General features: G+C 50.2%; 21 protein-coding genes. 14 read left to right on the forward strand and 7 right to left on the reverse strand.

What is annotated here, in order from left to right:
* Positions 1–378, reverse strand: a 378-nt coding sequence (locus tag Mcas_RS07115) for a transposase (protein WP_040334844.1), incomplete at its 3' end; no start/stop codon positions are given.
* Positions 379–948: 570 nt separating this feature from the next.
* On the opposite strand from Mcas_RS07115, the gene Mcas_RS07120 reads away from it, so the two are divergent.
* Positions 949–4326, forward strand: a complete 3378-nt coding sequence (locus Mcas_RS07120) for a DNA polymerase III subunit alpha (RefSeq protein ID WP_052566975.1) — start codon at positions 949–951, stop codon at positions 4324–4326.
* Between the two features lie 45 nt (positions 4327–4371).
* A complete protein-coding gene (locus Mcas_RS07125; RefSeq protein ID WP_040334845.1) occupies positions 4372–5382 on the forward strand; it encodes an acetyl-CoA carboxylase carboxyltransferase subunit alpha in 1011 nt (336 codons plus the stop codon).
* A gap of 170 nt (positions 5383–5552) precedes the next feature.
* Here Mcas_RS07125 and Mcas_RS16505 read toward each other — a convergent pair whose 3' ends face one another.
* Positions 5553–6569 carry a DUF4126 domain-containing protein gene (locus Mcas_RS16505; protein ID WP_052566976.1) on the reverse strand — a complete coding sequence of 339 codons (1017 nt, stop codon included), beginning with the start codon at positions 6567–6569 and terminating at the stop codon, positions 5553–5555.
* A 105-nt stretch (positions 6570–6674) separates the two neighbouring features.
* Positions 6675–6875 (reverse strand): sulfur carrier protein ThiS, encoded by a 201-nt coding sequence (gene thiS, locus Mcas_RS07135; RefSeq protein WP_040334846.1) that lies wholly within the window; start codon positions 6873–6875, stop codon positions 6675–6677.
* Between the two features lie 121 nt (positions 6876–6996).
* Between thiS and Mcas_RS07140 the strand changes: the two genes are divergently transcribed.
* The 6 genes from Mcas_RS07140 to Mcas_RS07165 all read left to right on the forward strand — a co-directional run bounded on the left by Mcas_RS07140 (position 6997) and on the right by Mcas_RS07165 (position 13346).
* Positions 6997–7698, forward strand: a complete 702-nt coding sequence (locus tag Mcas_RS07140; protein ID WP_040334847.1) for a hypothetical protein — start codon at positions 6997–6999, stop codon at positions 7696–7698.
* Positions 7699–8011: 313 nt separating this feature from the next.
* Positions 8012–9265, forward strand: a complete 1254-nt coding sequence (locus Mcas_RS07145; RefSeq protein WP_040334848.1) for a sulfite exporter TauE/SafE family protein — start codon at positions 8012–8014, stop codon at positions 9263–9265.
* Positions 9266–9268: 3 nt separating this feature from the next.
* Entirely contained in the window at positions 9269–9967 is a 699-nt protein-coding gene (locus Mcas_RS07150; protein WP_040334849.1) for a hypothetical protein, read from the forward strand.
* A gap of 17 nt (positions 9968–9984) precedes the next feature.
* Positions 9985–12252 carry a sensor histidine kinase gene (locus tag Mcas_RS07155; RefSeq protein WP_040334850.1) on the forward strand — a complete coding sequence of 756 codons (2268 nt, stop codon included), beginning with the start codon at positions 9985–9987 and terminating at the stop codon, positions 12250–12252.
* Between the two features lie 22 nt (positions 12253–12274).
* Positions 12275–12700 (forward strand): response regulator, encoded by a 426-nt coding sequence (locus Mcas_RS07160; RefSeq protein ID WP_040334851.1) that lies wholly within the window; start codon positions 12275–12277, stop codon positions 12698–12700.
* A gap of 13 nt (positions 12701–12713) precedes the next feature.
* Positions 12714–13346 carry a YdcF family protein gene (locus tag Mcas_RS07165; protein WP_040334852.1) on the forward strand — a complete coding sequence of 211 codons (633 nt, stop codon included), beginning with the start codon at positions 12714–12716 and terminating at the stop codon, positions 13344–13346.
* 216 nt (positions 13347–13562) lie between these two features.
* Here the strand turns inward: Mcas_RS07165 and Mcas_RS07170 are convergent, their stop codons facing one another.
* Together Mcas_RS07170 and Mcas_RS07175 are read right to left on the reverse strand one after the other, a co-directional pair.
* A complete protein-coding gene (locus tag Mcas_RS07170; protein WP_040334853.1) occupies positions 13563–14639 on the reverse strand; it encodes a helical membrane plugin domain-containing protein in 1077 nt (358 codons plus the stop codon).
* 56 nt (positions 14640–14695) lie between these two features.
* Positions 14696–15853, reverse strand: a complete 1158-nt coding sequence (locus Mcas_RS07175; protein WP_040334854.1) for an NAD(P)/FAD-dependent oxidoreductase — start codon at positions 15851–15853, stop codon at positions 14696–14698.
* Positions 15854–16578: 725 nt separating this feature from the next.
* Here Mcas_RS07175 and Mcas_RS07180 point away from each other — a divergent pair.
* From Mcas_RS07180 to Mcas_RS07205, 6 genes are all read left to right on the forward strand, one after another.
* Complete coding sequence (locus Mcas_RS07180) at positions 16579–17709, forward strand: glycosyltransferase family 4 protein (RefSeq protein WP_081853684.1); 1131 nt, start codon at positions 16579–16581, stop codon at positions 17707–17709.
* Complete coding sequence (locus Mcas_RS07185) at positions 17678–18844, forward strand: glycosyltransferase family 4 protein (protein ID WP_040334856.1); 1167 nt, start codon at positions 17678–17680, stop codon at positions 18842–18844. The genes Mcas_RS07180 and Mcas_RS07185 overlap by 32 nt, the downstream gene beginning before the upstream one ends.
* A 50-nt stretch (positions 18845–18894) precedes the next feature.
* Complete coding sequence (gene atpB / locus Mcas_RS07190) at positions 18895–19566, forward strand: F0F1 ATP synthase subunit A (protein ID WP_052566977.1); 672 nt, start codon at positions 18895–18897, stop codon at positions 19564–19566.
* Positions 19567–19631: 65 nt separating this feature from the next.
* Positions 19632–19964: an ATP synthase F0 subunit C gene (gene atpE, locus Mcas_RS07195; protein ID WP_040334857.1), complete on the forward strand. Its 333-nt coding sequence runs from the start codon at positions 19632–19634 to the stop codon at positions 19962–19964.
* 13 nt (positions 19965–19977) lie between these two features.
* Positions 19978–20619 carry an MBL fold metallo-hydrolase gene (locus Mcas_RS07200; protein ID WP_052566978.1) on the forward strand — a complete coding sequence of 214 codons (642 nt, stop codon included), beginning with the start codon at positions 19978–19980 and terminating at the stop codon, positions 20617–20619.
* Positions 20620–20623: 4 nt separating this feature from the next.
* Complete coding sequence (locus tag Mcas_RS07205; protein ID WP_040334858.1) at positions 20624–21586, forward strand: bifunctional 5,10-methylenetetrahydrofolate dehydrogenase/5,10-methenyltetrahydrofolate cyclohydrolase; 963 nt, start codon at positions 20624–20626, stop codon at positions 21584–21586.
* An 18-nt stretch (positions 21587–21604) separates the two neighbouring features.
* On the opposite strand, the gene Mcas_RS07210 is transcribed toward Mcas_RS07205, so the two are convergent.
* Complete coding sequence (locus tag Mcas_RS07210) at positions 21605–22051, reverse strand: GtrA family protein (protein WP_040334859.1); 447 nt, start codon at positions 22049–22051, stop codon at positions 21605–21607.
* A complete protein-coding gene (gene pdxA, locus Mcas_RS07215; protein WP_040334860.1) occupies positions 22045–23022 on the reverse strand; it encodes a 4-hydroxythreonine-4-phosphate dehydrogenase PdxA in 978 nt (325 codons plus the stop codon). Before pdxA ends, Mcas_RS07210 begins: the two co-directional genes overlap by 7 nt.
* Positions 23023–23034: the final 12 nt, after the last annotated feature.

Consider the following 23034-nt stretch of genomic DNA (forward strand, 5'->3'; position numbering starts at 1 on the left):
ACCTATCCCATGTAGTGCATATTCAGCAAAAGCACGTGAGAATGTTGATTCTGATGGTATATCTTGTATTTTAGCAAATCCACATATCTTTCTCAGATTTGGCATCGTTTTTAGAGATTCTATCAAAAGACTTGTCGTAGGGTAATTATAGACAACTTTGGCTACAAACGCTCTGCCAATTGCATACCTCTCCTTGAGTTTACGACCTATGCATTGACTGTCTACCCACCACATATGTCTTTCTATCTGAACTATCTCCAGGATTGTAACTAACTGCTTTTGTTTCTTGGTTATTGGATCGGTAAGTATTTCTTCCAACTCTGGGAACAGTACCCGTTGTATATTTCCTGCTAACCATGATATACTCTCTAATAACATTTGTTCTCCTTTTAGGCTATTATATTTAGGTGTTATATTATAGCACAAAGAGAACTAAAAAAGGTTTAGTTTAGGAGTTTTGCAAGAGGCTCTATACTCTCTATTAACATATGCTCTCCTTATGATTTAAGATGTTTTTACGAGATTTATTTTATCATAGGGAGGGCTAAAATATCATTTAAATTTAGGAGTTTTGCAAGAGGCTCTAAGGAATAAGACATAGAATCATTGCAAAAAAACTGTCATGGACGGTGGAGGGGGAGTTTTGTGTCTTAACTCAATAAAATTTTCACGGTAAAAGACTATGGATTCCTGCTCCCTTCCCTGTTCAAGCCAGGGACATAGTTCGCAGGAATGACAGTTACAGCCGTTTTTCAAGTGTGCCTGCCCCTGGCTCGAACAGGGGTCATTGCCTGGCTTGACCAGGAATCCAGGATGCCTAAAAGTATAGTTACCATGAAATATAAAGAGGATACCCTCATGCTTTGATAAATCGGCCAATGATTTGCTCACGGTACCCTGTTTTTTTTGATATTGACTTCAGGGGACAGTTGTGTTAATATTTACGTTATGCAGCAGTCAGATTACGTCCCGCTTCATCTGCATACCGAGTACAGCCTGCTGGATGGGGCTATACGGATCGGCGAACTTATCGATATGGGGATGCAGTACAATATGTCTGCAGTGGCCATCACTGACCATGGCAATCTGTTTGGGGCTATCGAGTTCTACAAGAAGGCCAAAGATGCCGGCATTAAACCTATCATCGGATGCGAACTATACGTCGCCAAGGGCAGTCGCCACGAAAGAAACAAGAGCGACACCAGGGGATCGTACTTTCACCTCGTCCTGCTGGCAAAGAACACGGAGGGTTACAGGAACCTCGTCACGCTTGTCACAAAGGCATACACCGAAGGATTCTACCACAAACCCCGCATTGACATGGAACTGCTCCAGCAACACAGCACCGGATTGATTGCTCTGACGGCCTGCCTCAAGGGAGAAGTGCCATTCTACCTGCAACGAGACATGATGACGGAGGCCAGAGAGGCCGCCATCAAATACATGGAAATCATGGGGGCCGATAACCTCTACTTTGAAATCCAGGACAACGGCATAGCCGAACAAATCGACGTCAACAGAAAACTCATCGCCCTCTCTAAGGAGCTTGACGTCAAGCTCGTGGCAACCAACGATTGCCACTACCTGCGCAAAGATGACGCCACTGCACACGACATCCTCCTGTGTATACAGACTGGAAAGACCATCACCGATACCGACAGAATGAGGTTTAAGACAAGCGAACTGTACTTCAAATCCCCGCAGGAGATGAAGCAGGCCTTTGCCGAAACCCCGGAGGCCATCTTCAATACATTGGAAATAGCCGAAAAATGCAACCTATCCTTCCAGTTGTACAAAAACATGCTGCCCCAGTATTACATAGAAGGCTCCCAAACGGCTGAGATGTATCTACAGGGGCTTGCCCTGGAGGGACTAGCCAAAAAGATAGGCACACAACCATCCGCCCAGTACACCGAACGCTTTGACACCGAACTGAAGGTAATCAATAAGATGGGTTTTGCCTCGTACTTTTTAATCGTGTGGGACTTTATAAACTTCGCACGCAGCAACGACATCCCCGTTGGTCCTGGCAGGGGATCGGCGGCCGGTTCGCTGATTGCCTACTGCCTGGATATCACCGACATAGACCCGATAAAGTACAACTTGCTCTTTGAGCGGTTCCTCAATCCCGACCGCATCAGTATGCCCGACATAGACGTAGACTTCTGCAAGGACAGACGTGGAGAGGTCATCGTCTATACGGCCGAGCGCTACGGCAAAGACCACGTCGCACAGATCATCACCTTCGGGACGATGGCTGCCAAGGCGGCAGTGCGTGACGTGGGCAGGGCTCTGGGAATGCCCTACGCCGAGGTGGACAGGATTGCAAAGCTCATCCCGGCCACACTCAATATCACCATCAAGGAGGCCCTCGAGGCAGAGGTCGAGTTCAAGAGCGCCTACGACAGGTCGGACGATGTCAGGCGCCTCGTAGACATTGCCATGCGCCTGGAGGGGCTGTGCCGACATGCCTCTACCCATGCCGCAGGGGTTGTTATTTCGCCCACTGCGTTGACCGACTACACGCCGTTGTACAAGAACCCCTCAGAAGACGCCATCATCACGCAGTTTGACATGGGGTCCATAGAGAAGATCGGCCTGTTGAAGTTTGACTTCCTGGGCCTCAAGACCCTGACGGTGCTCAGGCAGACCCTGCAGTACCTCACAGAGCGCGGGATCGACCTCGTGCTCAAGGACATCCCCGTTGACGACAAAGACACATACGATCTGTTAAGTCGTGGTCTGACCACCGGCGTGTTTCAACTGGAGAGTCCGGGGATGAGGGACATCCTTATCAAGATGTCACCCAACCGCTTTGAGGACCTCATTGCCCTGGTTGCCCTGTACCGCCCCGGCCCCATTGGCAGCGGCATGGTGGATGACTTCATCAAACGCAAAAAGGGACAAACGCCTGTCACATACGATCTGCCGCAGCTAAAGGACATCCTCGATGAGACCTACGGCGTCATCCTGTACCAGGAACAGGTCATGCGAATCGCCAACAAGCTCGCCAACTTCACAATGGGACAGGCCGACATCCTCAGAAAGGCAATGGGAAAAAAGATCGCCCAGGAGATGGACCGCCTCAAAGACGAGTTCGTCGCCGGTTCCATAAAAAATAACATAGCAGAAAAAATGGCCGTCAAAATATTTGATCTCATGGCCATGTTTGCAAAGTACGGGTTTAACAAGTCGCACTCGGCCGCATACGCATATCTTTCGTATCAGACGGCCTACCTAAAAACGCACTACCCAGTTGAGTTCATGGCCGCCAACCTCTCCTGCGAGGACACCACGGACAAGATAGTCAAGTTCATCAAGGAGTCCCAGGAGATGTCCATAGACATACTGCCCCCCGATATAAACAACAGCGGTAGCCGGTTTAATATCGTGGGCAAGGCCATACTCTTTGGTCTTGAGGCCGTCAAGGGGGTTGGTGGCAGTGCCATAGAGACCATACTCCAGTGCAGGCAGGAGGGGCATTTTCAGAGTCTTGAGGACTTCTTTCGCCGTGTCAGGGTCAACAAAAAGGTAACAGAGAGTCTTATAAAGGCCGGTGCCTTTGACAGCCTCTGTCGGAGCAGGGCAGGGGCAGTGCAGGAGCTTGACGGGTTGTTATCGGGCAAGGGTGCGTTGCCGTCGCTCTTTGGCGGTCCCGCTGAGGTCTCAGCCAACAACGGGGATAACGGCGAGTGGGAGGAGGCCGATAAGCTCATGTATGAAAAGCAGGCGCTGGGCTTTTACATCACCAGTCATCCGCTGAGAAAGTACGAGGGCTTCTTGCGTCAGTTGCACCTGACAAAGACCGCCGCCCTGGAGGAATGCGTAAGTGGTACGGAGGTCAGCGTGGCGGGCATCGTGGCATCGTTTAAGAAAAAGCAGTTGAAGGACAAGCGCACGATGGCCATTGTTACCCTCGAGGATGATGATGGCTGGGTGGAGTGTGTCGTCTATCCGGATGCGCTTGGAAAGGTGCAGGAGTTGCTCAAAAAGGATATCGTTGTTGTGGTAAGGGGCAAACTCGAAATATCCGAAAAGGGGGCCAAGGTGATCGTCAATGAGGTATCGGACATCTCTGCCGTCCTGGCGCAGAGGCTCTCAAAGATAGAGATAGACCTCACGCGCATCCCATGTAATGGGGATACCTTTGGGCGTCTGAGAGAGGTGCTTGGGCGCAATGTCAAGGGCAAGATACCGGTGTATCTTAGGCTCCCCTGGAACGGCTCAGAGGTGACAATCATGACATCCTACAGTGTAGGTTATGACCAGGGGGTGTTAAATGAGATCGAGGGTATCACGTGCAAGGGTGCCATTGCGCTTAATTAGCCACGACTAAAATATTAAATAAACTCAAAAAATAATGCAAACATAATGAGAACCTATCTGGATTTTGAGAAACCCCTTGAGGAGCTGGAGCTTAAACTGGAGGCCATTGCAACTCAGACACAGGAGCGTGACCCCGTGGTTGAGTGTGAGGTGCAAGTGCTTCAGCAGCAGCTTAATCAGAGACGGCAGGAGTTGATAGCGTCCCTGACGCCATGGCAGAAGTGTCAGTTGGCGCGGCATCCGGAGCGTCCATACACGCTTGACTACATAAAGCGTCTGACGGAGGATTTCCTTGAGCTGCACGGTGACCGCAGATTTTCCGACGACCCGGCGATCATCGGCGGTTTTGGAACCATCGACAACCACTCCGTGCTGATAGTGGGACATCAGAAGGGGCGCGGCACAAAGGAACGCATCGGCAGGAATTTTGGTCAACCCCATCCGGAGGGCTACAGAAAGGCACTGCGATTGATGAAACTGGCCGAGCGCTTTGACATTCCGGTAGTGACGCTCATTGACACCCCCGGGGCATTTCCCGGTTCAGGGGCGGAGGAGAGGGGGCAGGCCGAGGCCATTGCCACAAACCTCCTGGAGCTTTCGTTGTTGAGCGTGCCCGTGATATCGATTGTCATAGGCGAGGGTGGAAGCGGCGGGGCACTGGCCCTCAGTGTGGCAGACAGGCTCGTGATGCTTGAGCACGCCATCTACTCCGTGATCTCACCGGAGGGCTGTGCGGCCATCCTATGGGAGTCGGACAAGCTCACACAGGAGGACTTTTCGCGGGCAGCATCGGCATTGAAGCTTACGGCATCCGATCTACTGGCATTTAACGTCATCGACGGCATAATCAGTGAACCCCTGGGCGGGGCACACATCGACATGGATGAGGCCGCAAGACTTGTCAAGACATACATCGTAGATACGCTCAGGACGCTCAGGGAAATCCCAAAAGACGTGCTGTTGCAAGAACGTTACAAAAAAATTACAAGCATGGGAGTATTCTCTCAAGATAAAGATCCGGCAGAGATACAAGAAGTCGGCGACTCCGCTGTATAAAAGAAAAAGAAATAAAGGGGCGGCTCCGCTTCTTTTTCGCTCCAGGACGCTCCTGGCCCTTCAGAACCCCCTGCAAGGGGAGGGGTGAGCCACCCCAAGTCCCCTTGACCCCATTATTTCACACTCAATTATCATGCCTGAAAAAACTGTGTCATTTCAGTATACCGTTTTTATGAGGTTGCAGAGGTAAATCTGGATATATGTGTGTTGTCGTAGTGGCCCTTAAGGAGCTGAAAGTGCATGGCGTGGGTAGCATAGATGGACAAGGTATCAAAGAGCAGACCTGTCTTGTATCTTGTATCCCTGATGTCGGCCATTGGAATCTCTGTGTGATTAAACCTGAAGGCCTTTTTGCAGACGAAGATCAGTTTATCGCCAGTCATACACAACAGTCCCCTGTAGTTTCGGCCAATCTTAACGCCCTTGCCGGAGATGCAGTGGAGAAAGGGTACGTTGTTGTCTTGTATGAGGTTTTTGTTGTGCAGGTAGTCCACAAAGCCGGCTATTGAACCATCATGTTGGGCGAGCGTCTCCGGCGCCTTAGGCGCTGTACCAGAGAGTTTTCTGATCAGGGCCAATATTGCCGAGGACTCTATAATCAGACAGCGATATAAGCGCGGGGTAAAAAAAATGAATGCGAGCATGAATATAACTACAAAGCTCAACGTTAATATTGGATGATTGATAGAAAACCATATCCCTCCTACAACAAAGACGTCCTCCCCGGCGCTTATGAAGAAGTTACTGAAGGGTTCAGGAGACTGATTTACCATCAATCTCACCACGGACTTAACCGAGTGTGATGACAACGACAATCCTCCGCATAACAGTAATATCTGAAGGGAGAGAATCGGGTCCAGTCTAACACCGGCGGTTGCCTCCATTGCCAGGAGGGTAGCGCCCACAGGACGTATGATCGTATGTATGGAGTCCCACGTGCTGTCAACCCATGGAACCTTATCGGCAAGGAATTCCACGACGCAAAGCACACCAACGACAATCAGCACAGGTGGCTGTGCCAGCATATTAAGCTCAGACATATGCCCAGGCAGGATGATAAGCCCGTACCTGATCCCCAATCCGCAGGCAAGCACCGTGGCATAGAGCCTGATCCCCGCCAGAAACGAAACCCCCAGCAGAGAACCTAACATCCCGACGCTGTAGATATCTAACACTCTAGTGTCCATAAAAATGGCTGCATGACCACGATTGATTTGGGTGCTACCCCTGCTTTACGTCTCTTAGGTTTTATCTTTACCGATGCCGGGGTTGCCGACCTTCTTTCCGGACGACTACCCGCCGCCTACGAAGTTGACGACTTCCACGGAGTCGCCTTCTTTAAGGGTGTGTGCCTGATGCTCGGAGCGCCTGACGATTTGCAGGTTCACCTCTACGGCCACCGCCTGCGATTGTACCCCGATGGCCTGAAGCAACTGCCCAACGGTAGCTCCATGTTCAACGACGAAATCCTCACCGTTTAACTTAATCCGCATGGCTTTATTATCCGAAAACTCCGGCGAAAATGTCAACCAATCCGACAATTGCCAGCCCCGATCTGAGTGGTGCGGATGTTTGGGATTGATATTTAGACGTTGACGGTGTATAATAAATGTTATGGCAGTGACGTTACCAATAGACGTGTATGAGGCATTTGAAGACGGGATCGGCTATGACAACGCCAAACGTGTTGTAAACGCCATCGAAACTACGATTTCGGATATCACCGAGTACAAGTGGAAGACCAACAAAGAGGAAATCCTGGCGGAGGTCAGGAAAGAGTTCGCCGAAATTCGCAGGGATTTTTCGGAGCTAAGAAAAGAGGTTGACAAAAAGTTCTATGATGTCAGGAAAGAGCTTTCGGAGCTAATCGAAAAAAAGATTTCGGAGGTTGACAAGAAGATTTCGGAAGTTGATAAAAAGATTGCAGAGGTTGACAATAAGTTAACCGACCTGATTGAAAAGAAGTTTTCGGAAATTGACAAAAAATTTGCCACAAAAACAGAACTGACCCTGCTGGAAAGCAGAATAAACGAACGATTTACCCGCCTCGAGGCTAAAATGGATGTGGAATCCAAGCGGATAGACGGCGAATTCAAGCGGATAGACGGCGAATTCAAGGCCGTGCGACTTGAAATGAACGAGCGGTTTACACGCCTTGAGGGAAAAATGGACGGCGAATTCAAGAGAATAGACGGCGAATTCAAGGCCGTGCGTCTTGAGATGAAAATATATTTTCTGATTATTATCTTCCTGATCCTCGCCACCAACCCCATGGCGCTTGACATGATAGCCAAGTTCCTCCGCTTCATGAAGTAGGGCAATCCCCCTTGTTTTAGCTGCAACACCCCCAATATCACGTAATACCCCGCGATATTTTTACGGCAAGTGGGTGCAAGGAATTCTTGCATGCAAAAAACTGTACATCCTGATTCTTTCCTAAAGCTGCAATAAAAACATGCACTAAAGCCCTGCAATAAGAAATTGCACCCCCCTGTCTGTAGTTGACGCTATATCCTCTTAAAACGGTGGTCTTTGTTGGTGGCATGTTATCTGCAAATAACAGGTTACGCCTTGGATAGCAAGGCAACAATAAACCAACAAAACTATATACATACTTTTAGGAGGTATAATGGGCATAGGACGCAGGATATTTGAGGTTTTGAAATCGGCTTCCATAGCGCACGCCAAGTGGGACTATGAGGTGTCGATGAGCATCGTTAAGAACAAAAAGCGGGTGTGGTTGCTCCTTGCCGGTATCATACCGATACTGGCGGTGGCATTTGTGGAGGCCGGAGACTTTATAGGCGCTAAGACGGCATACGGTCCGGCATTTTACTCTACCAAGATATTTGTTGTTTCCATAGCAATTGGCATGGCTGCAGGACTCATCACCGGCTGCATAGGGGCAGGCGGGGGGTTCATCATCACACCGGCGCTGATGGCCGCCGGGGTCAAGGGAATCCTGGCAGTTGGCACCGACCTGTTCCACATCTTCGCCAAGGCAATCATGGGCACCACCATACACAAGAAATTGGGCAACGTCTCCGTGAAACTGGCCGTGGCCTTCCTGGTTGGTTCCACATTCGGGGCGCTTATCGGGGGATACATCAACAAGACCCTCTATGACTTTAATCCACTGTTGAGCGAGGCATTTATCAGCCTGATCTATGCCGTGCTGTTGGGCTTTTTAGGCACCTATGCGCTGATCGACTTCTTAAAGACCAGAAATGCCCCCGATACCGGCGATGTCCACGGCGGCGGCTCAGAGGCAGGCGTACCAGGCATCACGATTAAAGTGCAAAACATCAACCTGCCACCGATGATAAAGTTCGACGAAGACTACGTCCCCGGTGGCAGGAGCATATCCGGCGTGATCGTTGCCCTGGGTGGTGTGGTAGTCGGCATCATGGCTGCCATCATGGGGGTTGGCGGGGGGTTTATAACCTTCCCGATGTTTGTCTACATATTCGGCGTCTCATCGATGACCACCGTGGGCACCGATATACTACAGATAATATTTACCGCAGGCTTTGCCGCCATCACGCAGTACGCCATATACGGGTACGTGTTTTACACGCTGGCAATGGGTATGCTCCTGGGTTCGTTGATAGGCATCCAGGTGGGGGCGCTTACAACAAAGGTCGTTAAGAGTGCTCACATCCGCGGCTTTTATGCCGTATCCATATTGGCCGGATTTATCAACAGGGTTACCACGCTGCCAAAGAAGTTTACCGAACTGGACGTGATAAATGTCCCCAAATCAGTCAGTTCCTTCATCGAGGTTACCGGTAATATCGTGTTCTGGGCTGTTGTTGGTTTTTTTGCCCTGTGGATATTTGCCAAGTTCTTTGGCAACCTCAAGAAATTCATAGAGGAGGCGTAGGTTATGATTAAAAATAGTGGAGCTTTTGTAAAGGGCATAGCGATTGCGGCTTGTTTTTTCGGACTGCTGATTCTCATCTTTTCACCTGTCTTTGGTGATGGCAAGAATGGTCTGGTATATGCCGACGATATGTTTAATAAACTGGCGAAGGGTTCTTCGCACTTTATCCCGACCCTGATCGAAGGCAACAAAAAGAAGGATGAACGCCCCATATCGGTGACAATTACCATGGACAAACCGGAGGAGGCAGAGTTGGCCGGTAAGCTGTTTACAGCAGCCGGAGTCAAGGCCGGCGTCAACAATGGCGCCCTGAGCGTGGAGGGTTCACTGGGCAAACTCCTTGGGGTAGTGCTTGAGGACTCGGAGGCCATGTTCCAAAACAACGGAGAACAGTTGCAGTCCAAGTACGCACAACCCGGTAAGGCCGTCATGAAAGCCTGGTGGGGCGCCCTTTCCAAGATGACCAAAAAGCTCGAAAAGGACGGAAAAGTCAAAGAAGCAAAGGACGTCAACACTGTGGTCAAAAAGGCCGTGGAACCGGCATATAATTTTTATGGTATACAACCGCAGAAGGTTTCTGATAAACTAATGTTGATGGTTGGACTGTTGGTGTTTTACGTGTTTTATACCATAATGTGGGGTTATGCCATATTCTTTGTGTTTGAGGGATTGGGGCTTTCAATGAAGAAGGCCAAACACTAGAGTCGGGCATATAGACAATGGGCAAGGGTTTATCGAGGGTGTTTTCCAGATATCTTACCCTGAGCAGCATCAAGTATCTAAGCAGGGTATTGCTGATAATAACCCTGCTTTTGATGATGACGGTGCTGTTTCTGGAGTGGATGTCGGCAGCACAGGTGCGAGAGCTTATCATCTCCAAGTTCAACCTCCAGCAGTTATTATTAGCCAGGGGGGCGGCAACGCAAATCAAAAACAACGTTGATTTGCTGACGGACAAACTCCAGATGATCAGATACTGGCCTGTTGACCGGTATAACGAGGATGATCATCTGATGCGTCAGCTCAGGATGTCTCTTGAAAGCTCAAGGGATAAGGGCTTGCTCCTGGTCAGGGTAATTGACAAGGAAGGACGTATCAGCTACGTGCTAAACAACGCACAGTACAACCAGGTCAGCCAATCCGCCAGAGACGGTGCATACCTGACCTGGGCCAATGTAGCCACTACCCCCCGTAAAGACCCCAACAGCGTACTGTTGAGTGAGGTGTACGCCATTCCATCAGCCAGTGGCAAGACCATGCTGTTGATGGATATGGCAGCACCCCTCTGGGAGCAATCGGGTACCTTTAAGGGTGTCATGGTCTTCACGGTGGATGTCAACTCACTCACAGGTAAGGTAGCCGACACAATCATCTCCGGCAAGACCGGATATGCCTGGGTGATTGACAACAATGGCCTGTTTTTGTATCACCCTGAGACCAGCTTTATTGGCAAGAATGCCTTTGAGGTCAGAAAGCAGAAGGTGTCATACGTGTCCTTTGAGCAGATAAACAGGCTGCAACGTGAGCTTATGCTCATGGGCAAAGAGGGCATGAGTCTGTATCAATCGGGTTGGCACCGGGGCAGTGAGCATGCCTGTACCAAGCTGATAGCGTTTACACCCGTCAATGTTTCGGCAAGTTCACACACGTGGTCTGTGGCGGTGGTTGCACCGTTGAGTGAGGTGGAGGATGAGGTTCACTCTATCCAGTTGAGGCAGTTTGTCATCGGAGGAGTGTTCATATCGGTATTGATCCTGCTGTTTGTGCTGATAATCCGGATTCTGACCACTTGGACTGGCACGCTTACAACGGAAGTAGATACAAAGACCCGGGAGCTGCGTAAATCCGTCCGCCAGTACCGGTCGTTGGTGGAAAATGCCCACGACGTGATTTTTTCGGTTGACAGGGACACCAATATCCTTTCCATGAACATATTTGGCTACCTGTTTTTCAAGACCAAACCCAAGGAGGTCCTTGGCAAGGGTATTGGAGACCTCTTTGCCGCTGAGGCAAGGGAGCTTGTGCTGAAGGCAATCAGGGATGTCTGCGACTTCAACATAAGCAAACAGAAAACGGTCAGCCTCAACATAGACGGCAAGGACTACTGGTTGAGCATAAATTTTACCCCGCTGCTTGATGAGAAGGGTTCGATGTATGCGGTTCTGGGCATAGCGCGTGATATAACCGAAGAGTTTCTGATAGAACAGAACATGATCCGCACGGAAAAGCTTGCCTCTCTGGGGACAATGGTGGCCGGTGTTGCCCATGAGATAAACAACCCCATGGCCATAATACTTGGCTTTACCGACATGCTTTCGGAGAAGATACCGCCCGATTCGGACGTCTACGATATCCTGAAGATCATTGAAAAGCAGGCCAACAACGCCAAACGGGTAGTCGAAAACCTGCTGAGCTTTGCACGCTGCTCAGAGCAGAGTCAACTCGATGCCCGACTCGAGCTTGTGGAGATAAACAAGATCATAGAAGAGCTGTTTTCATTCATAGGAAAAAACCTGAAATTAAAAAAGATAACCGTCCACAAGAATCTCTCTGAGGCAGTGCCTGTAGTACGTGCAGACCCGGTGGAACTTCAGCAGGTATTATTAAACATAATCAATAACGCCGAGTTTTCGATGAAGGGCGGGGGTGCCTTGATGGTGTCAACCGACAGCATTGATGCCGGCAGTGGTGTTGAGATCAGGCTTGCGGATACTGGCGAGGGTATCCGGAAAGAGCATCGCCTGAAGGTCTTTGACCCCCTGTTTACGACAAAAAAGGTTGGTGAAGGGACAGGGCTTGGTTTGTCGGTCAGCTATGGTATAATAACCAAATATGGCGGCACTGTCCGATTTGAAACAAGGACGGCAGAAGAGTCGGCAGAGACCGGCACAACGTTTATCATAACGTTGCCGGCAACACCGGCGGAGACCGTTATAGCAGAAGAAAACGGTAAGACAGAGGATTTAAACACGAACGTTTTAACTTAAATCTTATACATGAGGAGACATTATGCCAGAGAACATACTGATAGTAGATGACGAACCAGACATGCTCAAGCTACTGTCCATGATCATAAGGGACAAGACCCCCTACGGGGTGACGACCACAAACAATCCCCTGGAGGTAGTCGATCTGCTTAAAGCCGGCAGCTTTGAGCTGATTATAGCAGACCTCAAGATGCCCGGCCTCGATGGCATTGAACTACTGGGCGCCATAAAGAACATAGACAACGACCTGCCCGTTATAATCATCACAGCATACGGTACGTTTGAAACGGCAACCGAGGCACTCAAAAAGGGTGGCTTTGACTTCATCACCAAGCCGTTCAGAAAGGAACAGATACTCTATACGATAGACAAGGCGCTGAAGTGGTATGCCCTGCAAAAGGAAAACAGGCAACTACGCCAGCGTCTGCAGAGTCTCCAACAGCAGTAGGGGTAATCAGACGATGCTCATAGACAGAAGATCAAAGCACAAGGGGCGTCTGGTAAAGCGGACGGCTATTGTCCTTGTTGTGCTTCTGATAGCCCTGTATACCTTTCACGTCCCAATCCTGAACTACCTGGCCAGTCAACTTGTATATAAGGACAACGTCAGGCCCTGTGATGCCATTGTCGTACTGACCGGGGACTATACCGGGGAGCGTCTCATGGCAGCCATTGACCTGCTGAAGAAGGGATACGGTAAGTACATAGTGTTTTGGGGGGGACCGATCTATTGGAAGATAACGATAGCGGAACTGTATCTGAGGCAACTAAAGGACAGCGGCGTGGAGCCTGAATATGCCGTGTGGTCTGATGAGAGACTTCCACAGTTGAGCACGACGGCAGAGGCGAAGGTCAACATGAGGCTATTAAAGGACAGGGGGGCGAGGTCATTTATTTTGGTCACGTCTCATTACCATACGGCCCGTGCACGAAACGTCTACAATCCCCTTGCCGCTAACAACGGCATAACCATGGTTGTCTATCCGGCAACAGACTCAAATGTAAAACTCCAACAGTGGTGGAAAGAGAGGGAGAGTGCCAAGGTCATCTTCATCGAGTTTCAAAAGACCATATGGTACAAGCTATTCCAGTAACGCCACCTGATTTATACCCCATTTGATATCATCCAATCTATTAGGGGACACACCGGTTCAGACAATCCCCATGTTTACTTAAAATATGACACTGTCAAATTACAAAAGAGCCAAATAAATTCTCTAGCATATGAAAGAGAGGCACGCACTAAAAAATCCCCCTGCCCCTCTGGAGAGAGGGAGGGGGATTAACCAAATGAATCATCCTGCGTGCGATTATATCTTTTTTCTGATGACCTCTTCGCTTTCTGCAATGGTATCCAGCATACACTGGGGCATGTTTCTGGCAAAGGTTGTCAACAGTATGAAGCCCTTCTGCACCTCGGGGTCCATCATGGATGAGAAGAGGTTCTTCATACCCGGCTTCAGCGGTCTTTCCATGAGCTGCTGCATTGTCCTTACGGCGCACTTCTCCATACCCTTGATCATGTACTCCGTCTCCTTGACGGAGGCACTCTTGAAGGTGTAATCCAAGCCGCCGCTCTGGTCAAACTGCGCCAGGAAGTCTAATAGCTTTATAAAAGTTGGTATGTTCTCTCCGGTCTTTTGCAGGAGCGTGAGGGTTTCGTCCTTTTCAAAGGCGTACCTCATTGTGTTGATAGTGGGGGTCAACTCCTTCATGATCTTTTCCGTTGCCGGATAGACATCCTTAAACATCCCGATAAAACACTCCATCGTCTTTATCATCTCCAGGAACGTTGGAATGTTTTCGCCGGTTTTTTGTATGAGTTCGAGGGTCTCTTCACGCTCAAAGGCGTACCTCATTGTGTTGATAGTGGGGGTCAACTCCTTCATGATCTTTTCCGTTGCCGGATAGACATCCTTAAACATCCCGATAAAACACTCCATCGTCTTTAACATGTCCAGGAATGTCGGGATGTTTTCACCGGTTTTCTGTATAAGTTCGAGGGTCTCTTCGCGTTCAAAGGCGTATCTGAGGGAGTTTATGGTTGGTCCCAGTTCCTTTGTGATCTTCTCTGCGGCGGGGTGGACATCCTTGAAAAAGCCTGTAAAGGCCTCCATCGCCTTTATAGCTTCGAGGAAGGTTGGGATGTTGTCGCCCACGGCCTTGATCAGTTGCAGGGTTTCCTCACGTTCAAATTTGGTTCTGAGCTCGTTCAGGGTGGAGTTTATCTCCCTGGGTATCTTCTCCAGGGCCGGCATGATGTCATGATAGAGACCTTCCAGCAGCTTGAGTCTGCCGTATATCTCATCTATCTGCGCTGCCATCTTTTCCTGCACCGCCGCTCTGTCGCCGCCATTTGAAGCGGCTAATATAGATTTCTTAGACATATCTCACTCCTCAATCGTTATATTTATGCTTTACGACAATCACCGGCAGTTGTGCCCTAAACCAACCCGTTAAGCATAAGATTCCAGTACAGAGGCCTGAGCATGTGGACCTTTAACACCCAATTGCCATAACTTTCAATGGCAGGCGAGATGGACTCTTCATAGTTAAAGTGGGCAAACATGACCCGCTTGTGCTTTGTCAATATCGGACAGATGATTTCGCCATCATAGGTATCCGTTGGCACCTCACCCTTGATCTCTGCCTTCAGACGTGACACCAGAACTTTGGCCTGCTTGCGTATACCCGATGCCGTCTTGGAGGTGGGGAAATCGGAGGCATCGCCTATGCCATAGATGTTTTTGAACTTCTTGCTGACCATCAGGTGCTTGTCACAACTGACCCATCCGGCGGCATCTCCCACGCCCTCGGACTCCTCGATGACGGCCTCACCACCGTGCGGAGGCGTGATGCACAGCAGGTCAAACCTGACCTCCTTACCACCGTAGTCCTTGATGACGCCCTTGTCGTAGTCAACCTGTGATGGTGCAAAATTGGCTACCGTATCGATGCCGCGTGAGCCAAATATGCTGACCAGCTTTGAGGCATACGGCTCCCTACTAAAGACCGCAGGCATCGGTGTCGTAAAGACAAACTTGAACTTGTCCCGCTTGCCCTTGATTCTCATTGTGTCCTCTGCCATCATTATGAACTTCATCGGGGCAGCAGGACACTTGATGGGCATCTCGCACACCGACATCGCTATCGTTCCTCCGTCCATATCCTTGAGCTTATCCCTTAGTTTGATTGCGCCGTCGAGTTTGTAGAATGTAAATACGTTCTTGCCGGCCTCGATACCCTCCTTCAACCCCTCCGGTTCCTCAAAGAACAACTTGGCGCCCGAGGCAACCACCAGGTAGTCGTAAGATATTTCGCCGTGTTTTTCTGTTACCACCTTGCTGTTGTCTGCGTCTATTTTGACTGCAACATCATGTACGAGTTTGATGCCATCGAAAAAGAGATCCTTCACTGGTCTGAGCAGATTCTTGGGATCATCCAGGTCAAAGACCACCAGCGTGAAAGCCGGCTGATATACGTGCATCTCATTGCGCTCGATGACCGTAATCTCAACCTCATCGGGACTAAACTCGTTCCTCATTCTGTTAGAAAACATCACGCCTGCACTACCGCCACCAATTACTAAAATACGCTTCATTGTAATCTTCCTCCTTAATAATTGCTGTAACCTTACCGTTTTTAATAATAGCCTATCTTCTTGACAAGTAAAAGTCTTTTATTGTAAGCATAATTTATGTAAATTGTCAAATTAATGTTATAAAAGTGATGTATGTTACCACTGTGGCATACTTAACAGCATAGTACCCATCCTTACCAGTTGTGATTGCCTAAAAACTGTAACACAATGATAAATAAGGATAATGTTATTTTTGTGTCAGATAGTTACGTCTAAGAATATGGGATAAATAATTATCTATACCATTTACATATCACAATAATATTGTTTATAATTACGTCTAATATGGACATATCTAAAATTACATCTCCATTGGAGAACCAGCAAACAAGAATATCGTTCCTACAGTCTTGCGCTTCCTTATCGTAATGACGGCAAAAACCGAAAGCAATATAAGCAATATAGTGGTTGGTACCACTCCATTCAAGCGTGGTCACTTTAATCAAGCATAGTGATAATGCCACGTAACAACCAGTGTAACATGGCATATACTCTACCGACCATGGTTGATTGTGGTGCTGCAGTAAAGTTAAGACTGATGTAAAATGTAAGAGATGATACTTTTTATGAACTATTACGCTACAACTCGGCAATATTTGCTCAAGTGGGCTTATTTGTGGCCGGGCTGGTGCGATCCGCTGCGATAGAAGAGCGGGTGCAACTTCAGACCAATTACTCCTGCTTAGATGCGTATTGTACATACTGAGTGGTCGGATGGTTTTGGCGGGCAGGAGAGGCGGGTGCTCACGGAGGCTCATGCCCTGATACGGCGCGGACACTATGCCTGTATCGTTTGCAGGGAACACGCAAGGATCAGGGACGAGGCACGAAAAAAAGCCATCGATACCTATACGTTACCGCTGAGGTCGAACTATGACATTATAAGCATATGGAAACTCTTCAAGTTCATACGGGGGCAACAATTTGACGTGGTAAACACCCACAGCGGCAAGGACTCCTGGATCGGCGGACTCGCCGCCAGGATGGCCAAGACCCCCGTCCTGGTCAGAACCAGACACCTCGATATAAAGATCAAGAGAAACATCGTCAACTTTATCCACTACCTGCCCGATACCTATATCACCTGCGGCCTGAACATGAGAGACAACCTCATAAAAAACTGTGGATTTCCACCGGAGCGGGTGGTCAGCATCCCAACCGGAATCGACGAGGGGTTTCTTGACACGCCAAGGCAACCGCAGGCCAGGACCGACTACGGCCTTGATACCAACGCAGTCGTAATCACCAACGTCGGAATACTCAGGACGGTCAAGGGACAGGAGGTAACGCTCCAGGCATTTAAGAGGGTGTTTGAGGCACTGCCCCATGCCAGGTGTCTGCTGGTGGGGGATGGCCCAGGGCGAAACAGACTCGAAAACGTCGCCAAAACCCTCGGCATATCGGAACACGTCATCTTCACGGGATATATTGAAGATGTTGCCCGGATATACTCTTTCAGCGACGTGTGCGTGTTGAGTTCGTTCTCTGAGGGGGTGCCACAGAGCGTCCTTCAGGCGATGGCGTCCGGGGTGCCCGTGGTTGCAACGAGGGTTGGGGGGGTGCCGGAGGTCGTTGTCCATGAGGAGACCGGTCTGCTGGTTGACTCCGGTGACCATGAGGCCATTGCAGCGCAGATTCTGAGGCTTGTAAACGACCCCGCACTGGTAACCAAACTCACAAAAAATGCACGGACTTTCGTCCTGGAAGACCACTGCCTTGAGGCCATGGTCTCTAAAATAGAACGCCTGTATATGACTCTGCTACAGAGAAAGACTGGAAATCAAAATGAAGATAGCATTTATCCGAAAGACCTTTAACCCCTACGGAGGTGCCGAGAACTACCTGAACTCGCTCATCCGGCACCTTAAAAACTCCGGCAACGATATCCACGTCCTGTCAACCAACTGGACGGACTGCGAAAACATCCACTGCCACCAGATAGAAACCTTCAACCTCAATTCCCTGACATCGATTTTGAGTTTTAATCGCAACACCATGCACGTGGCAGAGGCGCTCAACTGCGATTGCACGGTGAGCTTTGAACGCACCACCTGTCAGGATATCTATCGTGCCGGGGATGGCTGTCACAAGCAGTGGCTGATTCTGAGGGGCCAAGGCGTGGGCAGACTCAGGCGGCTCTCCTTTGACCTCAACCCAATGCACAGGACGCTGCTGTCCATTGAGCGTCAGTGTTTTCACACAACCCCGCTTATTGTTGCCAACTCAAGGATGGTCAAGGAGCAGATCATGGAGCACTACGGCATAGGAGACGACAGGATCGTCGTGCTGTACAACGGTGTAGACCTGGAGCGTTTCAGGAGACCCACTGTCAACAGGTCGTCGTGTGTCGTGCAGGTGAGGGAAAAGTTTGGCATCCCGGAGGAGGGTTGCCGGTTGTTGTTGTTTGCCGGTTCGGGATTTGAACGGAAGGGATTGGCTCTTGCCGTGTCGGCCCTTGCGCACCTGGGGGCAGAGTTTAGGATGATCGTTGCCGGGGCTGGAAGTACGTTGAAGTACAGGCGGTTGGCAAAGGAGTTGGGCGTCAGTGACCGTGTTGTCTTTGCCGGGCCGCAATCGGGCATCGAAAGGCTGTATGTTGCCGCCGACGTTTTTGTTCTGCCCACGTTGTACGACCCCTTCAGTAATGCCACGCTTGAGGCGATGGCCTGTGGTACTGCCGCTGTTACAACCAAAAACAACGGTGCTGCCGAAATCATACAGCACGGCAGGGACGGGCTGATCATGGATAACCCCCGCAACCCCCTGGAACTTGCCGATAAGATCAAGCAGATCGCAGAAAATCGTGAGATATATGCCCTTAATGCCGTAGAAAAGGCCGCTGCCTATCCCATCTCACAGGCCGCAGCAACCTTCCTCAGTCTCATCCAGGCTCACAAGGGGGAAAGAAACCACCCACCAAAAATTTATGCACCCGAAAAAAACTCTTCTTGACTTTTAAACGCAACACAGGTACAATAGCTTTATTTATAAGGAGGGAGCACTTGGAACAGTCACATGCGCTGATAGAGATACCGGGGGTACCGGGCTATGTAACTTACTCGTGGTTGGCAATGGCCATATTAATAACGGTGGCCGTGCTAGTAAATAGGTCGTTGAACCTCGTGCCACGCGGACTGCAAAACGTCGTGGAGACTCTCATCGAGGCCCTGTACAACTTCTGCAAGGATAACCTCGACCACTGGGCCAAACCCTTGTTCCCGCTGATAAGTACGCTGGGGCTGTACGTCCTCGTTTGTAACCTGATGGGACTCATCCCCGGGTTTGAGGCGCCTACCGCAAATATAAACACAACCGCCTCGTGCGCCTTGCCGGTCTTTCTGGCCACCCACTACTATGGATTAAGGGTGCACAAGCTGGCATACATAAACCAGTTCCTCGGCCCAATACGTAAAATATACGCTCTCCCCCTGATGATCATGATGTTTCTCATAGAGCTGATCGGACACATCGCCAGACCGGTGACGCTGACCATCAGGCTCTTTGGCAACATGGTCTCAAAGCATATCATTCTGACCGTCTTGGGCGTCCTTGCACCGGCCATTGTCCCGATCATCTTTCTCGGCCTGGGCACTTTGGTCAGTGTGATACAGGCGTTTGTCTTCGTCCTGCTTGCAACCCTGTATCTGTCGGGCGCCGTGAGCGAGGCACATTAAACAAGGCCCTTTTAATTAAAAATATCACAGATGTTGATGATATAAATCATAAAAGGAGGTTAAAGATGAAAAAGCTCTCAGTATTTCTGTTTGCACTGACGATGGTGCTTGTTTTTTCACCCCTTGCCTTTGCGGCAGAGGGTGATTCAACTGCAAATGTGCAGGCGATGGTGGCCATCGGAGCCGGATTGGCCATTGGCATCGCGGCCTTGGGTACTGGTATCGGACAAGGTATCGGACTGAGTAAGGCCTGCGAGGGTGTTGCCAGAAACCCCGGGGCATCAGGTAAGGTCATGGTCATCCTGATCATTGGATTGGGTATGATAGAGTCCCTCTGTCTGTATGCGTTCTTGCTGTCGTTGGGCATGTTAAAGAACCAAAACCTGTTCTTCAACTAAACACTAAAACTCTATGGGAATTGAAGTAAAACGAATTGTTGTTGGTTCACTGGAGGTAAACTGTTACCTCCTCATAGACGAACAGAGCAGAGAGGCTATCGTCATAGACCCCGGTGATGAGCCGGACAGGATACTCAGCTTCGTGGAAGAGGGAATCGGTGGTAGCAGCATCACTCTCAAGAGGATCGTATGCACCCATACGCACTTTGACCACATTGGCGCCGTGCCAGAGTTAAAAGAAGCCACAAGCGCAGAACTGATCTTCCATGCGGCTGAGACCCCAACGTATGAGTCATCCAGGGATATGGCATCCTTCTGGGGGTTTTCTATCGACCACCTGCCACGCCCTGACAGATACGTGGCAGAGGGTGATACCATCAAACTTGGCGATATCCCCATTGAGGTCATGCACACCCCAGGCCATACACCCGGCAGTATATGTTTGTACATCAAGGGGCTGCTCATAAGCGGTGATACGTTGTTTTCTGGCTCGGTTGGCAGAACTGACCTGCCAGGAGGCAGTCTCACTGACCTGAAAAGCTCATTCCGACGCCTCATGAAACTCCCCCCACTTACGCAAGTACTACCAGGACATGGCCCACATTCCACTATCGATGATGAGTTGAAGTACAATTTCTTTAAGGACCAGCTATAAAAAAATGGGACAGGTGATGGAAGGCCATAGCTTGGCCAGTGAAATCAGAGTCAGGGTAAAACAGAGGGTTGACAGCCTCAAGGAGGCCGGCATAGAGGTTGGGTTGGGACTAATGATCGTTGGCGACAACCCCGCCTCGGTGCAGTACCTCCAGGCCACCGTAAACGTCGCACAGAGTGTACACATCAACACCTACCAATACAGAATGTCTGCCTCCGTATCTCTGAACGAAGTCCTGAACACCATCTTTGATATCAACCGCGACGAGCGAATTAATGGTCTCTTGGTGCTCTTTCCACTCAGTAACAGGATCAATCCCAGGAGGGTTGTAAACGCCATCCTTCCGGAAAAAGACGTTGACGGTCTTGGTTCGGTCTCCGTCGGGAGACTGGCTGCCGAGGAGTCCACGTTCCAGATATTTGCACACGACTTCTCCAGAGCAGCCACAGAGAAACAGTTCCTGCCCCAACAGGCGGATTACTTGCCCTGCACCCCATCGGGATTTTTGCCGTGTACACCGTTTGGCGTAATACGGCTGCTTGAGTACTACGGTGTGCAGTTGCGGGGGAAAAACGCCGTGGTCATTGGCAAGAGTCTTGCCGTTGGTAAGCCGCTGGCCATGATGCTGCTTGCAAAGGAGGCAACCGTCTCCGTCTGTCACAAGGGCACGGCAGACCTCGGAGCCTACCTGCGCAATGCCGACATTGTCTGTTCTGCAACCGGTGTCAGCGGCCTTATCAGAGGTGATATGATCAAGGACGGTGCCGTGGTTGTTGACATCGGTATCAACGTCCTCAAGGACGGCAGGATTGTCGGTGACGTTGCCTTTGAGGAAGTCTTGCAGAGAGCCTCGCTGGTGACCCCGGTACCGGGAGGGGTTGGGCCAGTTACTATTGCCACACTCCTTGAAAACACCACCCGCTCTGCCCAGAGTAATGCCCTCCTGAATAGCCCGCTGATCATGTAACCTTGATTATGGAGAATATCAGACGTCTTTTTGCTTAAATACCCACAGCTTGTAACCGGCGAAATTCCATAGCAGTCCCGCTGCCGTTCCACACAACGCCCCGATGTTGACCATAACCTGGGGATGGATGCCTGTATAACCGACCCCCACGGTGGCCACAATCGTTGCCACGGTGACGTTTAAGCCCATACCTGCTGCACTGACAACGATAAACTGTAGGAGCTTTTTCCTGTCTTTTCCGGTTGACCGGTCTTCAAAGGTCCAGCGTTTGTTGAAGTGATAACTGAAAAACACGGCAACCATAACAGACACAGCCTTCTGCATGGCAAATAGCGTTCCCTGTCTGGCTCCCGTGATCAGCGTCTCGATGTTGAGGACAACGAGGTCAACGAGGGTGTTGAGCACCCCGATGAGTGCAAACCGCAGAAACTGTTTAAGAGGTAGGCGTCTGAGAGCGGTCAGCATCGGGCGTTGAGTTCAAATGCCATCGTGATAGCCTCAACCATGCTATTGCAGCCTGCAATGCCCTTCCATGCGATGTCAAAGGCGGTGCCGTGATCGGGAGATGTCCGCACAAAGGGTAGTCCTATGGTTATGTTGACGCCCGTGTCAAAGGCGATCATCTTTAATGGTATAAGACCCTGGTCGTGGTACATGCACACGACGATATCAAGCTCGCCCTTGTACGCCCTGTGAAAGACGGTATCCGGGGGGTAGGGGCCAGTAACGGGGATACCCTCTGCCTGTGCCTGCCTGATTGCCGGCAGGATGTCTCTGTCTTCCTCGTTGCCCAGGATGCCGGCCTCACCGGCGTGGGGATTGACACCGGCCACCGCAATCCGGGGAGCGGTAAGCTTAAACATCCTGGCCGCCCTGGAGGCCAGCCGGATCGTCTTTAAAACCCTCTGTGTGGTTATAAGCGTGGGGACGTCCTTAAGCGGCACGTGAATCGTCACGAGTATCACCCGCAATGGTCCCCCGCAGAGCATCATCGCATATTCCGTGGCAGAGGTCAGGTGCGCCAACAGTTCTGTATGACCGCTGAAGTCAACGCCAGCCAGCTTCAATGCCTCCTTGGATATCGGTGCCGTAACCAGCGCATGGGCATCTCCGCTTAGTATTATATCCACGGCCCTTTTGATGTAGGCAGCGCTCGCCCTGCCACCCTGCGCCGTTGGTACCGATACAACTTCCACCTCAAGCTTGTTGACAGAAAGCACGTTTACAACGCCCCTCCGGAAGTCTGCCTCGTTGGTCGAGCTGATGTCGTTGATGTTACGTTTCAGACCGATGAGATCCAGCGTCTTCCGTACAATGCCCGCGTCACCTACAAACACGAGTTGTCGGTCTGCAAACCGCTCATGCGCCCTGAGCGCCACCTCCGGGCCAACCCCGCCAGGGTCGCCCAATGTTACAAGGACAACCTTATCCTTCATTATTTTTGACCG

Source organism: Candidatus Magnetobacterium casense, assembly GCF_000714715.1.
In the GTDB taxonomy this organism is placed as follows: Bacteria; Nitrospirota; Thermodesulfovibrionia; order Thermodesulfovibrionales; family Magnetobacteriaceae; genus Magnetobacterium; species Magnetobacterium casense.

Bases quoted from the DNA above. Each gene is read 5' to 3' on its own strand.
- Mcas_RS07120 (WP_052566975.1), top strand. From the start codon at position 949: ATGCAGCAGTCAGATTACGTCCCGCTTCATCTGCATACCGAGTACAGC.
- Mcas_RS07125 (WP_040334845.1), top strand. From the start codon at position 4,372: ATGAGAACCTATCTGGATTTTGAGAAACCCCTTGAGGAGCTGGAGCTT.
- Mcas_RS16505 (WP_052566976.1), bottom strand. From the start codon at position 6,569: ATGGACACTAGAGTGTTAGATATCTACAGCGTCGGGATGTTAGGTTCT.
- thiS (WP_040334846.1), bottom strand. From the start codon at position 6,875: ATGCGGATTAAGTTAAACGGTGAGGATTTCGTCGTTGAACATGGAGCT.
- Mcas_RS07140 (WP_040334847.1), top strand. From the start codon at position 6,997: ATGGCAGTGACGTTACCAATAGACGTGTATGAGGCATTTGAAGACGGG.
- Mcas_RS07145 (WP_040334848.1), top strand. From the start codon at position 8,012: ATGGGCATAGGACGCAGGATATTTGAGGTTTTGAAATCGGCTTCCATA.
- Mcas_RS07150 (WP_040334849.1), top strand. From the start codon at position 9,269: ATGATTAAAAATAGTGGAGCTTTTGTAAAGGGCATAGCGATTGCGGCT.
- Mcas_RS07155 (WP_040334850.1), top strand. From the start codon at position 9,985: ATGGGCAAGGGTTTATCGAGGGTGTTTTCCAGATATCTTACCCTGAGC.
- Mcas_RS07160 (WP_040334851.1), top strand. From the start codon at position 12,275: ATGCCAGAGAACATACTGATAGTAGATGACGAACCAGACATGCTCAAG.
- Mcas_RS07165 (WP_040334852.1), top strand. From the start codon at position 12,714: ATGCTCATAGACAGAAGATCAAAGCACAAGGGGCGTCTGGTAAAGCGG.
- Mcas_RS07170 (WP_040334853.1), bottom strand. From the start codon at position 14,639: ATGTCTAAGAAATCTATATTAGCCGCTTCAAATGGCGGCGACAGAGCG.
- Mcas_RS07175 (WP_040334854.1), bottom strand. From the start codon at position 15,853: ATGAAGCGTATTTTAGTAATTGGTGGCGGTAGTGCAGGCGTGATGTTT.
- Mcas_RS07180 (WP_081853684.1), top strand. From the start codon at position 16,579: ATGCGTATTGTACATACTGAGTGGTCGGATGGTTTTGGCGGGCAGGAG.
- Mcas_RS07185 (WP_040334856.1), top strand. From the start codon at position 17,678: ATGAAGATAGCATTTATCCGAAAGACCTTTAACCCCTACGGAGGTGCC.
- atpE (WP_040334857.1), top strand. From the start codon at position 19,632: ATGAAAAAGCTCTCAGTATTTCTGTTTGCACTGACGATGGTGCTTGTT.
- Mcas_RS07200 (WP_052566978.1), top strand. From the start codon at position 19,978: ATGGGAATTGAAGTAAAACGAATTGTTGTTGGTTCACTGGAGGTAAAC.
- Mcas_RS07205 (WP_040334858.1), top strand. From the start codon at position 20,624: ATGGGACAGGTGATGGAAGGCCATAGCTTGGCCAGTGAAATCAGAGTC.
- Mcas_RS07210 (WP_040334859.1), bottom strand. From the start codon at position 22,051: ATGCTGACCGCTCTCAGACGCCTACCTCTTAAACAGTTTCTGCGGTTT.
- pdxA (WP_040334860.1), bottom strand. From the start codon at position 23,022: ATGAAGGATAAGGTTGTCCTTGTAACATTGGGCGACCCTGGCGGGGTT.